The organism is Oceanobacillus picturae, assembly GCF_000612865.1.
GTDB lineage: Bacteria > Bacillota > Bacilli > Bacillales > Amphibacillaceae > Oceanobacillus_B > Oceanobacillus_B jordanicus.
The window spans coordinates 1,358,385-1,376,958 of sequence record NZ_CCAX010000001.1 but is presented as its reverse complement, the minus strand read 5'-3'; the positions used below and the strand labels follow the sequence as shown (position 1 = coordinate 1,376,958).

At 36.2% G+C, this 18,574-nt stretch carries 23 protein-coding genes and 1 pseudogene; 22 read left to right on the top strand and 2 right to left on the bottom strand.

The genetic code is table 11. The features are described 5' to 3' along the window. Positions 1-160: 160 nt before the first annotated feature. From BN988_RS06965 to tnpA, 18 genes are all read left to right on the top strand, one after another. The gene (locus BN988_RS06965; RefSeq protein ID WP_036573490.1) at positions 161-1,513 is read left to right on the top strand and encodes a transposase; all 1,353 of its coding nucleotides are present in this window, start codon (positions 161-163) and stop codon (positions 1,511-1,513) included. An 826-nt stretch (positions 1,514-2,339) separates the two neighbouring features. Next, positions 2,340-2,969, top strand: a complete 630-nt coding sequence (locus tag BN988_RS06960; protein WP_231495200.1) for a TetR/AcrR family transcriptional regulator — start codon at positions 2,340-2,342, stop codon at positions 2,967-2,969. 18 nt (positions 2,970-2,987) lie between these two features. Continuing rightward, the gene (locus BN988_RS06955; RefSeq protein WP_390620592.1) at positions 2,988-3,836 is read left to right on the top strand and encodes a substrate-binding periplasmic protein; all 849 of its coding nucleotides are present in this window, start codon (positions 2,988-2,990) and stop codon (positions 3,834-3,836) included. 18 nt (positions 3,837-3,854) lie between these two features. After that, positions 3,855-4,499, top strand: a complete 645-nt coding sequence (locus BN988_RS06950) for an amino acid ABC transporter permease (protein WP_036574520.1) — start codon at positions 3,855-3,857, stop codon at positions 4,497-4,499. 15 nt (positions 4,500-4,514) lie between these two features. Further along, positions 4,515-5,252, top strand: a complete 738-nt coding sequence (locus BN988_RS06945) for an amino acid ABC transporter ATP-binding protein (RefSeq protein ID WP_036574517.1) — start codon at positions 4,515-4,517, stop codon at positions 5,250-5,252. A gap of 34 nt (positions 5,253-5,286) precedes the next feature. After that, positions 5,287-5,718 (top strand): OsmC family protein, encoded by a 432-nt coding sequence (locus BN988_RS06940; protein ID WP_036574514.1) that lies wholly within the window; start codon positions 5,287-5,289, stop codon positions 5,716-5,718. A 380-nt stretch (positions 5,719-6,098) separates the two neighbouring features. Continuing rightward, positions 6,099-6,281 carry a hypothetical protein gene (locus BN988_RS06935; protein WP_036574511.1) on the top strand — a complete coding sequence of 61 codons (183 nt, stop codon included), beginning with the start codon at positions 6,099-6,101 and terminating at the stop codon, positions 6,279-6,281. A 63-nt stretch (positions 6,282-6,344) separates the two neighbouring features. Beyond that, on the top strand, positions 6,345-6,761 hold the full coding sequence (locus BN988_RS06930; RefSeq protein ID WP_036574508.1) for a hypothetical protein: 417 nt from the start codon (positions 6,345-6,347) through the stop codon (positions 6,759-6,761). A gap of 101 nt (positions 6,762-6,862) precedes the next feature. Next, on the top strand, positions 6,863-7,528 hold the full coding sequence (locus BN988_RS06925) for a DUF1295 domain-containing protein (protein ID WP_036576467.1): 666 nt from the start codon (positions 6,863-6,865) through the stop codon (positions 7,526-7,528). A gap of 183 nt (positions 7,529-7,711) precedes the next feature. Further along, positions 7,712-9,058: a M20/M25/M40 family metallo-hydrolase gene (locus tag BN988_RS06920; RefSeq protein ID WP_036574506.1), complete on the top strand. Its 1,347-nt coding sequence runs from the start codon at positions 7,712-7,714 to the stop codon at positions 9,056-9,058. A 104-nt stretch (positions 9,059-9,162) separates the two neighbouring features. After that, positions 9,163-9,522, top strand: a complete 360-nt coding sequence (locus BN988_RS06915) for a YciI family protein (RefSeq protein WP_036574503.1) — start codon at positions 9,163-9,165, stop codon at positions 9,520-9,522. Between the two features lie 62 nt (positions 9,523-9,584). Further along, positions 9,585-9,905: a divalent cation tolerance protein CutA gene (gene cutA / locus BN988_RS06910; protein ID WP_036574500.1), complete on the top strand. Its 321-nt coding sequence runs from the start codon at positions 9,585-9,587 to the stop codon at positions 9,903-9,905. Positions 9,906-10,112: 207 nt separating this feature from the next. Beyond that, positions 10,113-11,156 carry a serine hydrolase domain-containing protein gene (locus tag BN988_RS06905; RefSeq protein ID WP_036574497.1) on the top strand — a complete coding sequence of 348 codons (1,044 nt, stop codon included), beginning with the start codon at positions 10,113-10,115 and terminating at the stop codon, positions 11,154-11,156. Between the two features lie 254 nt (positions 11,157-11,410). After that, complete coding sequence (locus BN988_RS06900) at positions 11,411-11,920, top strand: AbaSI family restriction endonuclease (protein WP_051557728.1); 510 nt, start codon at positions 11,411-11,413, stop codon at positions 11,918-11,920. Positions 11,921-11,945: 25 nt separating this feature from the next. Continuing rightward, positions 11,946-12,287, top strand: a complete 342-nt coding sequence (locus BN988_RS06895) for a hypothetical protein (protein WP_036574494.1) — start codon at positions 11,946-11,948, stop codon at positions 12,285-12,287. A gap of 68 nt (positions 12,288-12,355) precedes the next feature. Further along, positions 12,356-12,586 (top strand): winged helix-turn-helix domain-containing protein, encoded by a 231-nt coding sequence (locus BN988_RS06890; protein ID WP_036574492.1) that lies wholly within the window; start codon positions 12,356-12,358, stop codon positions 12,584-12,586. 4 nt (positions 12,587-12,590) lie between these two features. Beyond that, complete coding sequence (locus BN988_RS06885; RefSeq protein ID WP_051557726.1) at positions 12,591-13,472, top strand: DUF3231 family protein; 882 nt, start codon at positions 12,591-12,593, stop codon at positions 13,470-13,472. 337 nt (positions 13,473-13,809) lie between these two features. Beyond that, the gene (tnpA, locus tag BN988_RS06880) at positions 13,810-14,280 is read left to right on the top strand and encodes an IS200/IS605 family transposase (protein ID WP_036573920.1); all 471 of its coding nucleotides are present in this window, start codon (positions 13,810-13,812) and stop codon (positions 14,278-14,280) included. A gap of 139 nt (positions 14,281-14,419) precedes the next feature. Here tnpA and BN988_RS06875 read toward each other — a convergent pair whose 3' ends face one another. Together BN988_RS06875 and BN988_RS06870 are read right to left on the bottom strand one after the other, a co-directional pair. After that, positions 14,420-14,980, bottom strand: coding sequence for a DUF5412 family protein (locus BN988_RS06875; RefSeq protein WP_036574489.1), 561 nt, complete (start codon positions 14,978-14,980; stop codon positions 14,420-14,422). 63 nt (positions 14,981-15,043) lie between these two features. Next, positions 15,044-15,496 carry an NUDIX hydrolase gene (locus BN988_RS06870; protein ID WP_036574486.1) on the bottom strand — a complete coding sequence of 151 codons (453 nt, stop codon included), beginning with the start codon at positions 15,494-15,496 and terminating at the stop codon, positions 15,044-15,046. 404 nt (positions 15,497-15,900) lie between these two features. Between BN988_RS06870 and BN988_RS06865 the strand changes: the two genes are divergently transcribed. The 4 genes and pseudogenes from BN988_RS06865 to BN988_RS06850 all read left to right on the top strand — a co-directional run bounded on the left by BN988_RS06865 (position 15,901) and on the right by BN988_RS06850 (position 18,561). Further along, entirely contained in the window at positions 15,901-16,674 is a 774-nt protein-coding gene (locus tag BN988_RS06865) for an ABC transporter ATP-binding protein (protein WP_051557724.1), read from the top strand. A gap of 1 nt (position 16,675) precedes the next feature. Next, positions 16,676-17,431, top strand: a complete 756-nt coding sequence (locus BN988_RS06860; protein ID WP_036574483.1) for an ABC transporter permease — start codon at positions 16,676-16,678, stop codon at positions 17,429-17,431. A 236-nt stretch (positions 17,432-17,667) separates the two neighbouring features. Next, positions 17,668-18,257, top strand: a pseudogene (locus BN988_RS06855) (DNA-3-methyladenine glycosylase I). Further along, positions 18,247-18,561 (top strand): MazG-like protein, encoded by a 315-nt coding sequence (locus tag BN988_RS06850; RefSeq protein WP_036574480.1) that lies wholly within the window; start codon positions 18,247-18,249, stop codon positions 18,559-18,561. Before BN988_RS06855 ends, BN988_RS06850 begins: the two are co-directional and overlap by 11 nt. Positions 18,562-18,574 lie beyond the last annotated feature (13 nt).

The following is an 18,574-nucleotide window of genomic DNA, read 5'->3' as shown; positions in this document are numbered from 1 at the left end:
TGTAACGTAGACTAACGTTTTTTTATTGTCTGAATGAATTTCATAATTATTAATCCTTCTGTCTCAACGCTTTTGAGAGACAAAAAAAGAAGTACCTCCCCAAATCTTGTATAATGGTAGTTGACTATAAAACCATAAAAAGACTGAAGGAGCACTTCTTATGACTATTATACGACAAACAAGCTTATTTGGCATCCAAGAATTATACAAGATGGAACCTACCCAACGGTATGATTCAATTATATCCGAGATAGACGTGGATCGAATCTTCCATGAAGTGAATAAAAAATCACGACGTGGCGCTCCTGTGGAGCTTAATTATGCAGCGATGATTATCAGCTCTTTCATTCGCATAGTTGAACGTATTCCAACGATTAAAGATTTGGTGAAACGCCTGAATGATGATTTTGTTTTTAAATTGAACTGTGGTTTTCTTGTCTCGGACGAGACACCTTCCGAAGCTGCCTATTCTCGCCTGCTGACGAAACTTAGTGACTCTAGCGTTCTAGAAGAAGAACAGAAAAAAGTAGTCCTACAAGCCATTGTGGAAGGCTTTATTAGTGACAACACCGTCGCCATTGATGCCACTCACTTCGAAGCACGTGATCAAGCACCACCCAAAGAAGATAAGCCCAAAACAGAACCTAAAAAACGTGGACGCAAACCCAAGGAAGAACGGGAACAATGGTTACTTGAACAGGCTGAAATAGAAGCAAACTTGCCTCTTTATGAAAAGAAAATAGAAGCGCAATTAGACGTACCTTTAACCGACTTACGGGCTGAAGTCCCCCAAGCCCCAAAATGGGGCATAAAAAAGAACAGTGAAGGAAAAAATGTTTTCTGGTACGGCTACAAGGGCCATTTAGCTGTTGGGACATCTAGTCAATATATTTTACAGTCACTCTTTTCGTCAGGAAGTTTGAATGACGGAAAAGCTGCCATTCCCTTATTAAAAGGGGTGAAGGAACTAGCTCTTTCTTCTTTGCGCTACCAAACAATGGATGCGGGTTACGACTATGAACCTATTTATGAACAAGTACATCGAATGGGGAATCAGTCTATCATTGCCTATAATAAGAAAAATGAAAGGGAACCAATTGGCTTTGATAAATACTTTGCCCCAACTTGTTTTCGTGAGCATTCTTACCGTTACGATAGCTTTGATGCCAACTATGAAACGCTGAAATTCACGAGGCCAAAGGAGTGCAGTAGCTGTCCTTTAGCTAACGAAGGCATCTGTCAAAAGGTATATAAAGTAAAGATAACGCAAGACCTCAGAAGATACACAGCGCCAGCTCGTGGATCTAAAGCCTGGAGAACAATCTTTAAACGTCGTACAGCTGTTGAGCGCGTAAACGCATATCTTAAGGAGTTTTTTCAACTTAATAATGTTCGTTATCGTACCGGAAAGCGCGCCAAGGTTCATTTTGATATGATCACGCTTATTTACAATGCTTCAAAATTAGCTGCAGACCGTATGAATGCACGATTAAACCAACATAAAACTGCATGATTCCTGTTTTTAAGAATACAAGATCAGAATTCGGCTCGTCTTTGTATTTTTAAAAAGAGCAATTATGAAATTGACTCGTCTAGGAAATTATAAATTTTTAGTGTTGCGGATAACGAAATAATTGAATTTGCCACGTCCAGCTCCAGCGCCCAGAAACTAGGCGACTTCACGAAATCGCCCTACGATAAGTCATCATCGAATCGTAACCTCTCGTGATTCCTTTATCTCAGTTGATTCGTTCCACTCGCTACGATTCTAAACGGGCGCTTGCGCTTTTGTTCTCAAGGAAGGATTAAATAAGAGAGGGAGTCTGATGTGCAAAAGTGTGAGAGATGTTTTACGAGTTTTAAATGGAAACAAATTTTCAAAGCCCATATCAAAAAGCAACCTGTCATATGCAAAGAATGTAACACAGAACATGTTTTAGAAACTTCTTCAAAAACCGTATTGTTGATATTAGAACTGCCAATATTTATCTTCATTATATTTTTAATTGATAAGTTATCATATACGTCATTTGGTTATTATTCTTTGGCTGCTTTATTTTTAATTGGCCATCCCCTCGCTTTTATTTCCTTTCTTTGCACGATTCAAATCCAAGTATCGTACAAATTATAAATCAGATTACTAAAAAAGCTGTCTTCATCGTTATTGAAGACAGCAATAGCGTTTAAAATGTTTTTGAGTTAACCCACTTATTCACAGCCAAATATCCCCCTAAAAACCCTTCAAAATTTAAACCCGACTATTCTGATCAAATTTATTGACTTAAAAAAGAATCACAGCTAAAATAACACTACTCGACTGACTGATCAATCAAGAGGAGGTGGATTATATTACTACACAAGATCAAGGTTCTGAACGAAGAGAGCAAATCTTAGAGGTTGCCTTAAAACAGTTTTCTGATTATGGCTATCATAAGACAAAAGTATCGGATATTGTGAAGGCTGCTGGTGTCGCACAAGGTACTTTCTATTGGTACTTTAAAAGTAAAGAGGCGATAGCTTTAGAAATCATACATAATAAGGAAGCCGATTTGATTGCCGTCGTTTTACAAGGATATAGGGAGTCGAAAGTAACGGTCCAAGAAGTGGTACAAGCATCAGAAAAATTATTTGAGGATTACTTTGTTTTCTCTCAACAAAATAAATACTTCATGCGGCTTCTTTTAAAAGGGATGGAAACAGAGGAATCTGTCCAATCTGCCATCCTTGAAACAAGGATAAAGCTTGAGAAGGCTTTTCAAAAAAATATTGAAAGAGCAGCTGAACTCGGTATTCTGCCACAAAAGGATCCAATGGTACAGTCTGCACTTTTGGTAAGTCTTTTAGAAGGAATGTTGGAGAGATGGTTATTTAACCCACAACAAGGTTATTCTAAATTACAAAGTCAAAGTGCAAAACAACTAGCCAAGGATGTCGTTCAATTTGAATTTTTTGGGTTACTAGGAATTTAATTTTAAAAAGGGTGGTTCATTATGATGAAGAAAAAATCGTTTTTGCTAGGTATATTGCTTGCAGTGTTTGCTATTATGCTAACGGCTTGTGGGTCAGATTCAGATAAACAAGAGGGTGAAGAGTCAGAGGGGTCAAATATGGAAGGATCATCATTACTAGACCAAATTAAAGAAGAAGGCCAATTAAAAGTAGGTTTGATGGGTACCTATAAACCTTATAACTTTATTAACGAAGACCAGGAAATGGACGGATTCGATGCGGATATTGCCAAAGAGGTTGCCAATCGTTTAGGTGTAGACGTTGAATTTGTTGCACAAGAATTTTCCGGAATGATTGCAGGGTTACAATCTGAAAAATTTGATGTGGTTATTAGTCAAATGACCATTACAGATGAAAGAAAAGAACAAATGGACTTCTCAGATCCTTATATCACCAATCAAGTTAAAGTTATTGTGAAAGAAGATAATGATTCCATTACGTCAGTGGAAGATTTCAAGGGGAAAAACATTGGTGTTGGCTTAGGAACAAATGATGAAACCTACTTAAGAACAGAACTTATGCCTGAGGTTGGAGACTTTACTATTATGACCTATGATGATGTGGTCACAACACTAAAAGATCTTGATACAGGGCGTATTGATGCGACAATAAATAATATTTACGCCATAACTCCAGTTGTTGAGCAAAACGGCTTTAAAATTAAAGCTGTTGGGGAGCCAATTAAATCAGACCAAGCTGGAATTGCGACGCGTAAAGGGAATGAAGAGCTGATAGCGGAATTAAATCGTATTTTAGCCGAGATGAAAGAGGATGGAACGTATAATGAAATCTTTGTAAAATGGTTTGGGGAAGAGCCTCAAGCGTAAGAGAAAGGAATTTTAAAAATGGATATTGTCATTGATCATTTGCCATTTTTGTTCCAAGGAGCATACTATACACTTCTGATCACAGTTATTTCCATGTTATTTGGCTCCATAATAGCTGCGATCGTTGCGGTTGCAAGACTGAAAGGGGCTCCTCCAATTAGGTGGATTGCGAGAGCGTATGTATCCATTATTCGGGGGACCCCGACCTTGGTTCAGATTATTATTGTTTATTATGGGCTTGTGGATTTTGGAATTAGGCTGCAGCCATTACCGGCAGCCATTATTGCCCTTAGTATAAGCATTGGGGCATACCTTTCAGAAACCTTACGTGGTGCACTGCAATCTATTCCAAAAGGACAGATGGAAGCTGCCTATGCATCTGGCTTAACCCCTGTACAAACAATGCGACGGATTATTTTTCCACAAGCAATACGAATTGCGATTCCACCGGCGGGTAATACGTTCATTGGGATGCTAAAAGAAACATCGCTCGTTTCCGTCATTACCGTTACGGAATTATTGCGGTCTGCGCAACTATTAATTGCGCAGTACTATGTCTACATGCCGTTTTATTTATCGATTGCACTCATGTATTGGATCATGAGTACAGGCTTTTCTTTCTTATTAGAAAGATGGGAAAAGAAGCTATCCATTTATGTATAAGTTGGGGTTGTATATATGATTACAATAAAACATTTATCGAAGCGTTTTGAAAAACTAGAAGTACTGAAGGACATTAATTTAGAAGTGGAAAACGGCGAAGTTATCACGATTCTAGGGCCAAGTGGCTCAGGGAAAAGTACCCTTTTAAGATGTCTAAACGGATTAGAAGACATGACAAGTGGTGAGATTGAAGTAGCTGGATCTACCGTGAACACGGAAGATAGTAAGAAAAAGCAATTAAATGCATACCGTCAGATCCGTTTGCATAGTGGGATGGTGTTTCAACAGTTTAACCTCTATCCACATAAAACCGTATTGGGAAATGTGATTGAAGCCTTGCTAACGGTTAGGAAATGGTCAAAGGAAAAAGCCACTAAAAAAGGTGAAGCTTTACTAGAAAGAGTTGGCCTGTCTGAAAAACGGGATGTCTATCCATCGCGATTATCAGGGGGTCAACAGCAGCGGGTGGCGATTGCGCGTGCTTTGGCCGTTGAACCAGAAGTAATGTTGTTTGATGAACCTACATCCGCTTTAGACCCTGAATTGGTAGGCGAGGTGTTAGCAGTTATAAAGGAACTTGCTAAAGAAGGAATGACGATGGTGATTGTCACGCATGAAATGGAATTTGCGCGTGAGGTGGCTGATCGTGTCATCTTTATGGATGAAGGGGTAGTTGTGGAACAAGGTACTCCGGATTCATTTTTCAACCAACCTAAAACAGAGAGAGCGAGAAAGTTTTTAAATAAAATGTAGGCCGATTATTTAATTCAAGAAGGGAATGGCAGCAATGAAGATACAAACAAAATGGGATGGTCAACGAGCTTTTACAGCAGTCGGCGATTCTGGATATGAACTCAACATGGACGCTACGGAATTATATGGTGGCGAAGGAAAAGGTGTAACGCCTACTGAAATGTTGCTCGCATCTGTTGCAGGCTGCATCGGCATTGATGTAACGATGATACTAAAACCACATCTTGATGCAATTACAAATATCGAGATCGAAACAGATGGAACGCGAAAAGAAGACTTACCTAAAGGATTTACTGCCATTGCTGTAACCTTTACGGTTGATGGTGATATTGATGCCAAGAAGGTTTGGAGAGCTATAAATTTAGGGAAGCAAAAGTATTGTGCTGTTTCAGATTCACTAAAAGCTGACATTTCATTCCGTCTTGTGTTGAACGGGGAAGAAGCGGAGAATATCTATCAAAATTAAATATAAATAAATGCTTCAAAAAGGAAAAACGTCTGTAAACATACAGGCGTTTTCTTTATATTTGTGGGAACGCATAATCATTATTTGGTGAACAAGCAACTGTATAGCGCTTGAATTTTAAACAGGGGATCATTTATTGATCTCCTTTTCTTATACAAAAATTTTAAAAATGATTTTTGAATATTATGTTAGTATTGAACTAAATATATTTACTTAATTAAACGGCAGGTTAGGGAATAAAGGTATTTAAGGATCTTTTCAGAACTAATACCGTTTACTGGATGTTAGGAAGCCTGGCGACTATGATGAGCATGATTTAACTGCAAAATTTATAATTGATTAGCAAAATGGATTAATTGTGTGGTAAGGAGGAATTCAACATGAACAGTAAAACAGTTGTTGGGCTAATAGGAAGTGCTTTTATTACTGTAGTGGGGCTATATCGATTATTCTCTGAGTCGCTTTCTTCAACTCCTTTATTTATAGCATATCTATTCATTATTACCGGGTTTATTGGGGTATGCGTTAATGGAATAAAGTTATTCAAATCTAAAAAGATCTAAAGCTTAAGTGATTATAGTAAATTCTCATATAAAATTGCATTTGTAAAGTATGGGGGTATGACAATGAGAAGGGTCGTAACAGCATTACTATCTACTATTTTGTTTGCAATAATATATTCTTGGATGTTCTATGTTCCTAGTTCACAACGGCAACCAAATGTTTATTATTTTGGCTTTTTTGAAACAAGTATTTTTGTAATTATTTACACGGCTCCAGTTTATTTTCTTGTAGGAATACTTGTTTCGATATTAATTGATAAGTTAGTCGGAAATGTTGACAGAAATTCAAAATGGAAACTGTACTTTATTCAGTTAGGTTTGTACTCTTTGGCTGGTATACTAGTCGGATTTATTTATCTTATAATATTTTTCGATAGTATATATCTAGTGGAAGTTAGTTACTTCTCATTATTCGGATTAGCTGCATCTAATTTATATTTTCACCTATTGTTGTTGGTTCGGAAATTCAGAAGGAGATAATAAGGTCAAAAGTGGTAGTATCCGCTATAAAATTGACCAAACAGTCGGACTGGGACATAGTTTATCTGCGTCTAATTGATTTAGAAAAGGGGTGGTTTGCCATGTACGGTTCAGCGAACAAATCTTGGCCACAGCGATTAACGATTATTGCATATGAGTGTGTTTTCCTTGTCCTTGTCTACTGGTTCTTATTTTTAGCCGGTAATGAAGTCTTGCATTTACCCGAAGGTGATTTTCAGAGAAGAGTGCTGCTGTTCGGATTTTGTCTGGTCGTCTTTTTAAGGATGAGTTTTATGGTAGTTTATTTGTTGAAACGAGGAATTACATGGCGAGAAACAGTAAGTGTCTCTTTTGCCTTCGCTCTCTATTATATTGGTTTTTCCCTGTTAGGAGGAACTAATGATCAGCCATTGGATTGGATAGACGGAATTGCTGTATTTATATTTCTTGCCGGTTCGATAATTAATACATTGTCTGAGCTGTTAAGGAATCAATGGAAAAAGGATAGCCGGAATAAAGCAAAACTCTATACTGGGGGATTATTCAGGTATGCGACCCATATTAATTATTTCGGAGATTTCGTTTGGGTAAGCGGTTTTGCATTGCTGACAAGAAATACTTGGGCAGGGCTGATACCCATCTTTCTATTCTTCATGTTTGTTTTCTTTAATATCCCGGAGCATGATCGATACTTAAGGGGGAAATATGGCAGGGATTTTGTAAAGTATGAGCAGACGACGAAGAAGTTTATTCCGTATATATATTAAGCTGTGTACATACACATAAATGCTTGTGCTTTAATTTCTATATAAATGTCTTAAATAGGACTAAATAGAGAGATAGAATTAAGTAGGTGAAAGGTGAGGTATTACTGGGCTGTGTCATAATTGCCATGGCCTCAACAAATGGAGTTCTTGGTGCTGTAAACAATTAATAGAGGAGGGAAAGTGATGAGTTTAGACCAGATAAGGGAATTTGTGGAGAAAAATAAAGAGGAATACTTGGAGACATTATTTACATTGTTACGTCAGAAAAGTATCAGTGCACAAAATATTGGGATGGAAGAAACAAGTGCCATGCTACTTGAGATGTTAGAAGATATCGGAATGGATAGTAGATTAATTGAGACGGATGGACATCCAGTGGTTTATGGTGAAATGATGAAGGAAGATAATGATTTTACATTACTTATATACGGCCATTATGATGTTCAACCTGCAGACCCGATTGAGGAGTGGAATTCACCACCCTTTGAACCAACGATTAGAGACGGTAAAATATACTGCCGAGGGGTTGGCGATAATAAAGGACAGCTCATGGCGCAAATTCTGGCACTAAAAAGCTACCAAGAAGTTATAGGGAATCTTCCTATAAATATTAAATTTGTATTTGAAGGAGAAGAGGAAAGTGGGAGCCCGAATCTAGCTAAATTTGTCTCCGAGCATCGCGATTTATTAAAAGCGGATTTAGTGTATACATCCGATGGACCAATGCATGAAAGCGGGGCGCCATTTGTTTTACTCGGAGTTAGAGGTATGCTCTATGTAGAACTAAATGCAAAAGGCTCAGATTGGGATAATCATTCTGGTAACAAAGGAAATATTGCTCCAAATCCAGCTTGGCAGCTTGTCGAACTTCTAGGTACCATGAAGGATGATGATGGGAATATATTAATAGAAGGTTTTTATGATGATCTACAAAAACCTACTGCAAACGAGGAAGAATTGATATCCACGTTACCTTATAATGCTGAACAAGTCGCTGATCAAATTGGATATAAAGGTTTTGATATGACGCGTGAGGAATATTACCGAAAACTAACCCTTGAACCAACTTTAAATATCGCAGGCTTTCATAGTGGCTATGGTGGAGAAGGTGCAAAGACAATCATACCTTCTACTGCTATGGTCAAAATGGATATGCGATTAGTAATTGATCAAGACCCAGATGATATTTTAGAAAAGTTTATTAAACATGTTAATAAACATGCACCTGGAGTAGAAGTGGTAAGTCATGGATCGATGAAGCCATCTCGTACGTCTCCTGACCTGGAGGTTGTAAAGGTTGTTAAGGAGGCAGTCAAGGAAGTCTACTATGAAGAACCAGTCCTACAGCCTAGCCTAGGTGGTAGTTTGCCAGATTATGTATGGACACAAATACTAGGAGTACCTTCTGTTATTGTTCCATATGCAAATTCTGATGAAGCAAATCATTCACCAAATGAAAATCTTGATGTGGATAAATTTTTAAAAGGAATTGTTTGTACTTGTTCTGTGATTCGTTCATTAGGGGAGTAGTTGAATGGACTCATTGCAAATTAGGAATAGGTGAAATCTATGCAGATTGACTTCTAGTTATCTCGATTCAATTTATTTAATTCAAGGAGAAAGGAGACATACATATGAGATACCTAATATTGTTAACTCCATCAAAGAAGTGGAGAGATGGTGTTGCGTTACATAATCAACCAGTCATGCCTGAACACGCTGTTTATGTTCAAACCGAATATAATAAAGGGAATATAGTTTTGGCTGGACCATTTGGTGGTTCAACTGGAGGAGCAATAGTTATTGATGCAGAAACGGAAGAAGATGTTATTACATTTGCTGACTATGACCCTACTGTTAAAAATGGTATCTTCAGTTATGAAATAAAGCAATGGGATTATAAAATGAGCAAATGTGAAACTGGAAATCCAGCTTTTGACCAGGGTTACGTTGATTACAAGCATAAGATTCAAAAGGAATTAGGAATTATTTAGGATGTTTTTGTTAAAGTAATGGATGCTTTAGTGAAATATAAAAATCGAAATAGAGGGATTAAATGGAGTTTGAATTTGTAAAAGTAGAAGTGCTGTTACCAGAAGAATATATAGTGGAGTTAAGAAATCAGCTAAATGATATTGGCGTTTTAACTGTGGGAGATTACGATAATGTTGTTTCATATTCTGTGGTAAAAGGATACTGGAGACCTTTAGAAGAAGCAAATCCTTTTAATGGTAGTAAAGGTGAAATTTCCTTCGGGACTGAATGTAAAATGGAATTCAAGTGTTTAATGAGTAATATTGCAGAAGTTAAAGGACTAATTAAAAGGGTTCATCCTTATGAAGAACCTGTTATAAATGTTTTACCAATGTTAAGCTAACGGATGCAATAATAAAGCATGCGATTATAAGTAGTATTTGGTCTATTAACAAAATATTGCTGAAATTATTAGGGTGTGCTACACTCTCAATAATTAAACAGGTGACATAAGTGAGATAACTTGTGTTGGTGTCCTCAATGGTTAATAACAGTAATGTTGCACAGTGCCTCCAATCATATTGGGGGCATTTTATATTTTTAAAGGAGAGTGAATAAATTGCTACTAAAAGATGAGGACTCAAAGATGTTTGAAGATGTGTATACTCATGTAAAAGAAAGTGCCGAAAAGTTGGGTTCCAGTGGTGCTGCTTTATTTATCACCCATAACGACAAAATTGTAACAGAATCATATTTTGGTAAACAATCGAATACTAAGCATGCTCGAGATGTTAAAGCAGACACTCAATTCCACATCGCATCTGTAAGAAAGTCTTATATAGGCTTTGCTGCGGCGTACGCTATACACAATGGCTACTTTTCAGTTGATGATCCGATTCGAGGTTTTGTAGAAGACTCCTATTTATCCGCATATGAAGAAGTAACCATTCGTCACTTATTAACTCACACACATGGACTTATAAAAGCTGATGGTAAACTAGTAAGTGAATATAAACCTGGAGAATCGTGGGCATATAGAGGACCCAGTATTGAGTTATTGACAAGAATCATCAAAAAAACAACGGGAAAATCTGTTGCTGATATTGTAAAAGAGCATGTCATTGAGCCATTCGGTTTTAAATCGACAGAATGGCTTAAGATGAGTCAGCCACACTCAAAAATTGCAAACACTATTAGAGATAAAGATAACATCTTCTGGACGGAGACGGATGTAGTAGATGGTTCCGGAATGAATATGTATGTGTCTGCAAAAGATCTTGCCTTTTGGGGCTACCTTCATTTAACAGAAGGGAAATGGGGAGGAAAACAGATTATTCCTAGAGAAATCATTCAAATGGCAACATCTATACAGACTCCTGACCCAAGCCTTCCTATTCACAAAAACGGATTTTTATGGTTCGTAAAGGACACAAACCATACCTTTAACCAAATAGGCGATATAGTTCCAAAGGGTTCCTATCAATTACTCGGTTACACAAATGTAGCTCTGCTTATCATCCCAGAGGAAAACGTAGTAGCAGTAAGAATGTTTAACCGTTTTGGTTCCACGGAAGGATACGATTATCTCCAAGACATTCGGTCTTTTGGAGACACGGTTTATAAATGTCCAATAAAGGATTGTAGAACGCAATAATGGAAGGTGACCCAGATATGACCCCAGCCCAAATAGTTTAGAATAATTATTTTACTAACTGGTGCAAAAGTTAAAGAAGGCGATCATAAAAAAGGATTCCCTTTTGAGTATTATGTATAGCAATTAAATACAAACGACTGAAAATGTAATTATGATAGAATGAAAGTCAAAGTTCCATCCAAAGTTAAAATAAGCAAAAGGGCGCAAGTATTTTATGAAATATAAAATTTAAATATAATTAAGGATGATAAGTAATGAATAAACGTGATTATCTAGTTAAAACCTTTTCTCGTACAAAAAGAAAGGATTACGAGAATTATATTTTAACTGCAATCTGGCATAAACTGAACAATTTAAACATCAAGCCTGTTAGTCAGCAATACATTAAACGTAAGAACGGAAAGCATGCTTTAATGGATCTGTATTTTCCCCAATTACATATTGAAGTAGAAGTAGATGAAGCATACCATCAAGATAATCAGGAAGCAGATAAACTAAGGATGGATGACATTATATCGGCTGTTAGTGAAGAATCTATTAATGATTTTCTATTCCTTAGAATTGATGCGACTAAATCTATTGAAGAAATTGAAGATAGAATTAATGAGGTTGTCTCCATTATTAAAGATAGGGCTGCAAATTCACCATTAAAATGGGATACATATGAAGAAGAATTATCGCAGTTGAAACAAGATGAATATTTATCAGTTTATGACAGTGTTGCATTTAGTGATATAAAAGACATTGCAAATACAGAATTCTAAAAGATATCAACGGAGTTTCTTTAGAGTGATAGACAATATGTGGTTGTGGTGTCCTAAACTATCTATAACTAAAGATGGAGATACCAAATCAATAGCAGGCGGTTGGCTTAACTTTCTGGCAGAAGATTGGAGCTACATTGATGAATCGCATGTAGATGTTGGGATAGTGGAAAATAGAAAAAGTACATATACTGAAGAAATTAAATTAGATCGTAAAAGAGCGGTTTTTGCTAAATACAAAGATAATCTCGGGTTTAATCGATACAGATTTGTGGGTGTCTTTAAGTGTATTGGTCTATCACCATTGGATGAAAGTTGTATCAGGTATTTAAGAGTAGATGATAAGGTAAAGGTAGTTAAATGGTAGATCTTTTTCAAAGAAGGCGTGAAGACTATATATTCTAATTTTCTATTGAGATAGGAGTGACTGGTAGTATGGCTATTCCAGGTTTTCAAGATTTTATGTACCCATTTCTTCAAATTTTGGGAGATGGAAAAGAACATCGGCTACAGGATTTATATAAGGAACTTGCGAATCATTTTCAACTAACGGATGACGAAATTGAAGAAACTCTACCAAGTGGAAAACAAACTGTGTTGGTGAATAGAATTGGCTGGACAAGAACTTATTTAAATAAAGCTGGTCTTATAAAAGTAGTAAGATAAAGAAGTGAAAAAGGTATTAGAATATGCTTTAACCCTAGCTCAATCATTTGTAAAAAAGACAGAAGGCATCTTCAAAAATGCGGGTTTTCCTATACCTGTAGGTTTTTCTGATGAAGACGTAAACTTAAAGGCACCGAGACTTTTTAGCGATGAATTCTATCTGTATTATTTACAATATACAGGAAAAGCCGGAATGAGCATTTATACTGCTGCGATTGCTATTGTAACTAGAAAGGATATAAAAGACTTTTTTGTTGAAAGTCTAAGCGACACGGTTAAATTGATGGGTATAACGAATGATATTTTGCAGTCAAAAGGGAAGCTAATGAATGCACCTAAAGTACCGAACCCGAAAGAGGCTGAGTTTCTTCATGACCAAAGCTTTCTAAATGGTTATATAGGAGATATAAGGCCACTTCATGGACTAGAAGTTGCGCATTTATTTGACAATATTAACAATGACGTCACAAGTAAAGCACTTATTATTGGGTTTAGCCAGGGTGCGCAAGACAAAAGAGTTAAAAAATATTTGGATCGCGGAAAAACTATTAATAAAAAACATGTTGGATTACTATCAAAGAAACTTCATGATGATAACTTACCTTCACCTACTTACCTAGACCATATGGTAACGGCTTCTACCATACCTCCATTTTCTGATAAGCTAATGGTCGCTCATAAAATTGACATGTTTTCGATGAAGATAAGAGAATATGCTAATGGTTTATCATTAAACGGAAGAAAAGATATTGGGGTACTATATGCAAAATGTTTAATGGACGTTTCGTTATATGTAGAAGATGGAGCGAATCTTATGATTGACAATAGTTGGATGGAACAACCACCAATTATAGTAAACAGAAAGAAACTGAACTCGAAAGAATAAACTTGCGGAACTAAATGGTGTATTACTTATGGCCTTTAATATACAGAAAATGTATGTTAAAGGCCTTGAGGTTATGGCGTTTATGCAAGTGAATCTAGCAGCAATACCTAAGAAAACACAGAAAAACTGTATTAATTAAAAGGCACATAATAATGTTAAGGATGCGTTAATTCTTCTAGAATTAACGCATCCGTTTGTTATGGTCTTTGAAAACCCCTGGCTATGCCGGGGGTTCCATAGAGCTTCTAGCGTGGGGGCAAAAAAAAAGCCTCTCTTCATGATAAGATAAGGTTGGTTTCCCGACCACCAAATCTCATCAAAGAAGGAGGCATGTCCAATGCAGGACAAGAATAGTTTAGCACATACACAGTGGAGATGTAAGTTCCACATCGTTTTTGCGCCAAAATATAGAAGACAAATTATCTACGGGAAATATAAAAAAAGCATCGGAGAAATAGTAAGAGAGCTTTGTGAAAGGAAAGGGGTTGAGATACACGAGGCAAATGCATGTAAAGATCACATTCATATGTTAGTAAGTATTCCACCAAAACTAAGTGTATCTCAATTCATGGGCTACCTAAAGGGCAAAAGTAGCTTAATGATATTCGATCGGCACGCTAATTTAAAGTACAGATATGGTAATCGTAAATTTTGGTGTCGAGGCTACTTTGTAGATACAGTGGGCAGAAATAAGAATCAAATTCAAGAATATATTAGAAATCAGCTTAAAGAGGATTACATGAGTGATCAGTTAACATTATTTGAAGAATTTGACCCCTTCACTGGAGAGAAAAATAAGAAGAAATAAGAGATTCTTTTAGAATCAGTGAGTGAGTGTGGTGCAAAAGGGAAACCATTCAGTGGGCCTTTTAGGCCGAGGCCGGTAACATAGGCTTTCAGCCGCAGAGCAAACCACCAGTTCACACTGGTGGTTTTGATTCAATAAGTTATTCGTTTTGGTAGCACGTCTCATATTCGTCTTTCATTAACAAACTTTTGCAAGCTAAACCATTATCATGATAAATTTCTTTACCGATTTCTAATTCGATACTTCTATTTGAATTTGGATAATTAGGATTGTCATTTAGTATGTTCAGTGTATCTTCATCAAGCCATTCTATAGAAATATTGCTTTTTGCATCACTATAATAAACAGTTTGCATTTTATTTTTCTCATTGTTGTTTGTAATTTTCACCATTAGATTAACACCGCCTGCAGCACCACCATATAAATCATAATAAGCATTAGCCGTGTATGCGCCAGTGGGTGATAGTAATGGTCCAGGACCTTTTTGAGTCGATTCTCTATCAATATCACTGAATGTAAAAAAGTACGTTTCATATAGATAGATTGAAGTAACCAGAACAATCCCAGACAACGTTGCAATCAGTAATCTTTTAGGAAAAGGTTTCTTTTTAATTAAAGAAACGATTATTCTTGTACATAAAATTAAAAGCAATATGACAGTAATAAAAGATAGTAAGAGCCCAAATAAAATTAAAATCATGATCCCCCCATTTTAAGTTCAATAATTCCAATATATGATAAATCTTATCCAACACTCATTAGCTTAATAAACACTACTAATATATTCATTTATTATAGGTACATCAGGTGGATTAATATTTTGAGGAAGTGCGTCTAACTTAAAAAACTTTAATGCTTGAACTTCATTTTCTCCGCGCCTTAATTCACCTTCAAACTCACTGCATATATAGACAGATACGACATTATATACCTCATCACCATGAGGGTACTTATAGTAGAATTCTTCTCCTGAGTACACATGGAATAACTCTAATCTTTTTGCAACCAATCCTGTCTCTTCGAATAATTCCCTCTTGGCAACTTGTTCTAAAGTTTCACCTAACTCTAATGAGCCACCTGCTAATCCCCAGCACTTATTATCATTTCGAAGTTGTAAAAGTATTTCTTTTTCATTGTTGAGTAATATGACACACGCCCCAACCATTATAAGAGGACGACTTCCCACTAACTTTCTTAATTCCATTATGTAGCCCATAAATGATCTCCTTTTTAATTATATATTAACTTTAATTATCATACTGTCAAAACGTACATATATTAAATACTATATACACGTTTTGATCGAGAGAAAGAAGAGCTTCTTGTAATTTAAATAAACTATAGGGTTTAAATGTTTGAAAATTTACAATATAATAGCAGTATTGGACTTGTAGTTAGTTATGTTACTGAAAATTTTTCCTCAAATATTTGTACTACTTTATTGCTTTATGTCTACCAAACTTCCACTTGTATTCAACTCAGAAGATCCTACCAACCTTTGAGAATGCTTCCAAGTTTTTAATATTATTACACGCATAAACTAAACAATCAGGGGGGGATGTTTAGGGATTGAGATTGTATGGTGTTCCCGCAATATAATAATGTTGGAGGATTATAAATATGAGTATTGTTTCAAAAGAAGAAATTTTGCCGAGTGAACCATCCTTGATTGTGGATAATTTAACAAAGAAGTATGCAGATAATATTGTCTTAGATCAGTTATCCCTCACCGTCAATCCAGGGGAGATTCACGGTATCTTAGGGAGGAACGGCATTGGGAAAACAACTCTAATTGAATGTGTGGTCGGATTAAGACCTTTTAATCAAGGAACCATCAAAGTTGGAGGTCTTGATATTTTAAGTAATAGAGACGACATAATGAAACAAGTAGGGATACAACCACAAGAAGCTAACTTATTCCCTAGGTTATCAATTGAAGAAACCATGCAGTTATTTTCTAGCTTTTATGGAGACCCTTTAGCTTATAGTGAGATTATGAATGTATTAGATTTAGAAAGAATTAAGAATAAGCGGGTGAAGAGCTTATCTACAGGGCAAAAACAACGATTATTAGTGGCGCTTTCCTTAATTGGGGATCCTTCCTTTATCATTTTAGATGAACCAACAACAGGGATAGACCCGCAAGTAAAACAATTAATTTGGAAGGTGTTACAAAAAGAGAAGACAGATCATAATGCAATATTATTATCGACACATAACATGGAAGAAGCAGAGAAAATCTGTGACCGGGTTTCAATCCTACATAATAAAAAGATTGTCGCTTCAGGTATGCCGAAAGAAATTATCATGAATAATAGAAAAACAATGAACGACACTTTAGAGGATGTATTCCTTCATCTAACCGGCTCGTCATTACGAGGGGAGATTGATTAATATGGTGATGGATAAAATAGCCTTAAAATACTTAGTTATAACTGGACTTAAAGAAATCTTTAGGGAACCAAAAATCTTCTTTTTCACCTTATTATTCCCTTTCTTCTTTTTAGCCATGTTCGGTGGTATGAGTATGGTAATAGACCCTTCTGAAGAGTTAGGATTGTCTTTTATAGAGTACTTATTTCCAGGCATTTTAATTTTTGCTCTTTTGTCAGTTGGGTTTTTGGGTACTTCAGTTCCATTAATTGAAATGAGACAGAAAGGGATATTAAAAACACTACGAACAACCCCTCTTAACGAGATTACTTTCATCTTTTCGCAAATTATAGTTCGATTGATTTTAGGGTTTATGCAGATCTTTATTTTTACTATTTTAGGTTTTTTTATGGGACTGATTAGTTTAGGAAACATCATTCCGTTCATATTGATTAGCCTAATAGGATTGGTTATGATTCTAACATTTGGATTCCTTCTAGGAGGAATATTCAATAAGACAGAACTAGCATCAGGTGTGTTAAGTTTTGGAATGATGCCACTTATCATGCTAAGTGGTGCCATGTTACCACTACACATCCTTCCAGACGTGTTTAAGACAATTTCTTATTTTATTCCATTCACATACTTAACAGAGCTCTTTCACCAAGTCTTACTTGATCTTGACGCTGCGTTGCCGATTTACGGAAATGTTATTGTTTTAATCGTTATCAGCGTCGCGATTTTCTTTTTAACAAAGTTGACCTTCCGTTGGACTTAATCAGCGAAGGGTAAATATCGAGTATGTATTTCCCTAGTAGCTCGCAAACTATGCTTTGCGAGTTACTTTTTATATGCTTATTCTATAACATAATAATAAAGGAAAGATACAGTGAGATTATGGTGTTTAATTCCCCGAGTCTTTATATTTTTTGCAAAAGGTGGGACTAATCATTTTTAAATATGACAGATACATGTCTTATTTAAAGTGATATAGTAATCATTAACTGAGGGGGAATGAAAATGGAATGTTCATGGCCGGGTAATAATCAGCTTATGAGAATGTATCACAACGAAGAATGGTGTGTACCGACCACTGATGACCAATATATTTTTGAAATGCTGACATTAGAGGGGGCGCAGGCGGGTTTGTCTTGGAGTATTGTATTATCTAAACGAGAGGCTTATCAAAAAGCTTTTCATAATTTTGATATTAGATTTTGTTCGGATCTAACGGATAATGATTTGATGAACATAAAGGAAAACTATAATGTCATTAAACACCTTGCAAAGCTTCAATCCGTGAGAAGTAATGCGCAAGCGGTCATAAAAATAACAAAAGAGTTTGGTAGCTTTTCCAATTTTTTATGGCGCTATGTTGATTTCGAACCAATAATTAATGACTGGCACTCAGAAGGTCAAATACCTACTCAAACAGACCTATCAAACCAGATTAGTAAGGATTTGAAAAAAGGGGATTCAAATTTGTCGGCCCAGTAACCATGTATTCCTTTATGCAAGCAATTGGTATGGTGGATGACCACGTGACAAGCTGTGTGTACCACACTTCAAACAAAGAAAGGAAGATAAAAGAAAATGGATTTTAATAACGCAGTTAATCGTTCGTTACAAATTAGAAAAGCTTATCATCAACTCGAGAAAAAATATCATGGCTCTGAATGGACAGTAGAAGAAGATGCACTTGCGTTTCTAACCGATGCGGCACTCGTTGGGAGATTAGCAATGGCAAACCAAGAAAGGTGGCCAGCAGGAGCTGATTCAGAAACGGACTTAGAACATAAAATCGCGGAGTCATTCTGGTGGCTGATGGTTTTGGCAGAGCGAATGGACATTGACAGTGGACAAGCATTGGAGAATTTTTTAAAGAAAAAAGAAGAACAATTCTTGTAAAGTGAAGTAGGAG

What these genes read in the sequence shown, in the direction of transcription:
- BN988_RS06935 (WP_036574511.1), top strand. Translation starts at nt 6,099, where the DNA reads ATGAACAGTAAAACAGTTGTTGGGCTAATAGGAAGTGCTTTTATTACT.
- BN988_RS06900 (WP_051557728.1), top strand. Translation starts at nt 11,411, where the DNA reads ATGAATAAACGTGATTATCTAGTTAAAACCTTTTCTCGTACAAAAAGA.
- BN988_RS06920 (WP_036574506.1), top strand. Translation starts at nt 7,712, where the DNA reads ATGAGTTTAGACCAGATAAGGGAATTTGTGGAGAAAAATAAAGAGGAA.
- BN988_RS06950 (WP_036574520.1), top strand. Translation starts at nt 3,855, where the DNA reads ATGGATATTGTCATTGATCATTTGCCATTTTTGTTCCAAGGAGCATAC.
- BN988_RS06945 (WP_036574517.1), top strand. Translation starts at nt 4,515, where the DNA reads ATGATTACAATAAAACATTTATCGAAGCGTTTTGAAAAACTAGAAGTA.
- BN988_RS06915 (WP_036574503.1), top strand. Translation starts at nt 9,163, where the DNA reads ATGAGATACCTAATATTGTTAACTCCATCAAAGAAGTGGAGAGATGGT.
- BN988_RS06940 (WP_036574514.1), top strand. Translation starts at nt 5,287, where the DNA reads ATGAAGATACAAACAAAATGGGATGGTCAACGAGCTTTTACAGCAGTC.
- BN988_RS06890 (WP_036574492.1), top strand. Translation starts at nt 12,356, where the DNA reads ATGGCTATTCCAGGTTTTCAAGATTTTATGTACCCATTTCTTCAAATT.
- BN988_RS06850 (WP_036574480.1), top strand. Translation starts at nt 18,247, where the DNA reads ATGGATTTTAATAACGCAGTTAATCGTTCGTTACAAATTAGAAAAGCT.
- BN988_RS06860 (WP_036574483.1), top strand. Translation starts at nt 16,676, where the DNA reads ATGGTGATGGATAAAATAGCCTTAAAATACTTAGTTATAACTGGACTT.
- BN988_RS06875 (WP_036574489.1), bottom strand. Translation starts at nt 14,980, where the DNA reads ATGATTTTAATTTTATTTGGGCTCTTACTATCTTTTATTACTGTCATA.
- BN988_RS06925 (WP_036576467.1), top strand. Translation starts at nt 6,863, where the DNA reads ATGTACGGTTCAGCGAACAAATCTTGGCCACAGCGATTAACGATTATT.
- BN988_RS06865 (WP_051557724.1), top strand. Translation starts at nt 15,901, where the DNA reads ATGAGTATTGTTTCAAAAGAAGAAATTTTGCCGAGTGAACCATCCTTG.
- tnpA (WP_036573920.1), top strand. Translation starts at nt 13,810, where the DNA reads ATGCAGGACAAGAATAGTTTAGCACATACACAGTGGAGATGTAAGTTC.
- BN988_RS06870 (WP_036574486.1), bottom strand. Translation starts at nt 15,496, where the DNA reads ATGGGCTACATAATGGAATTAAGAAAGTTAGTGGGAAGTCGTCCTCTT.
- BN988_RS06930 (WP_036574508.1), top strand. Translation starts at nt 6,345, where the DNA reads ATGAGAAGGGTCGTAACAGCATTACTATCTACTATTTTGTTTGCAATA.
- BN988_RS06965 (WP_036573490.1), top strand. Translation starts at nt 161, where the DNA reads ATGACTATTATACGACAAACAAGCTTATTTGGCATCCAAGAATTATAC.
- cutA (WP_036574500.1), top strand. Translation starts at nt 9,585, where the DNA reads ATGGAGTTTGAATTTGTAAAAGTAGAAGTGCTGTTACCAGAAGAATAT.